1 protein-coding gene and 1 tRNA gene are annotated in these 641 nt (G+C 38.5%); one reads left to right on the top strand and one right to left on the bottom strand.

What is annotated here, in order from left to right; all coding sequences use genetic code 11:
- A partial coding sequence (locus B5F71_RS19605) for a hypothetical protein (protein WP_158098167.1) occupies window positions 1-203 on the top strand: 203 nt, incomplete at its 5' end.
- Between the two features lie 142 nt (window positions 204-345).
- On the opposite strand, the gene B5F71_RS19600 is transcribed toward B5F71_RS19605, so the two are convergent.
- Window positions 346-418, bottom strand: a tRNA-Phe gene (locus B5F71_RS19600).
- Between the last annotated feature and the right edge of the window lie 223 nt (window positions 419-641).

Here is a 641-nt window from a genome sequence, read left to right as displayed (position 1 = left end):
TTTGGGATGAGTTTTTGAGGCATTTTCGCTTCTGTGATGAGGAAGATAGCGGGCTATCTGACGAAGAACAGGAGCGGAAAGGACCAAAAAATCGCCCAAAGCACACACGGAAACGGATACATCAAGCCAAGAAAAACTTTTTGGAGAAATTCAAAACAGCTTCTAAGAACATTCCATCTGCAACAACCTTCATCGCACAATAAAAAACTCCCTATCATTATTCAAAATACGGATAATGATAGGGAGCTTTTTATTTGATTTAATTTCCTGTTTAAGGGAGTCACTCAGCCTCAAAAAGAGCATAAAAAAAAGAGTTACATCATCTGTAACTCTCTAATTATCATGTGGTGCCAACGGGAATCGAACCAGTGACACAAGGATTTTCAGTCCTTTGCTCTACCAACTGAGCTATGGCACCAACTTGGTCTTGCAACCGTTATTTTCCTGATTGCGGTGCAAAGGTAAGTCTTTTTTTCTTTCACAACAAATTTTCAGCAAAAAATTTTTTCTTCAACTAGAAAAATACTTCAAAGGCAGAGTCAACCAGCGAGTGCAACATTACGAAATATTTTTGAAAAAGACCTCAGCCGGAGTCAAGAAATTGAGTTTTTCTCTCGGTCTGGCATTAATTTTCTTCCTGA

This window comes from Bacteroides sp. An269 (genome assembly GCF_002159755.1).
In the GTDB taxonomy this organism is placed as follows: Bacteria; Bacteroidota; Bacteroidia; order Bacteroidales; family Bacteroidaceae; genus Phocaeicola; species Phocaeicola intestinalis.
Note: the sequence above shows the minus strand (reverse complement) of the source record. Positions and strands in the feature narration are given on the sequence as shown.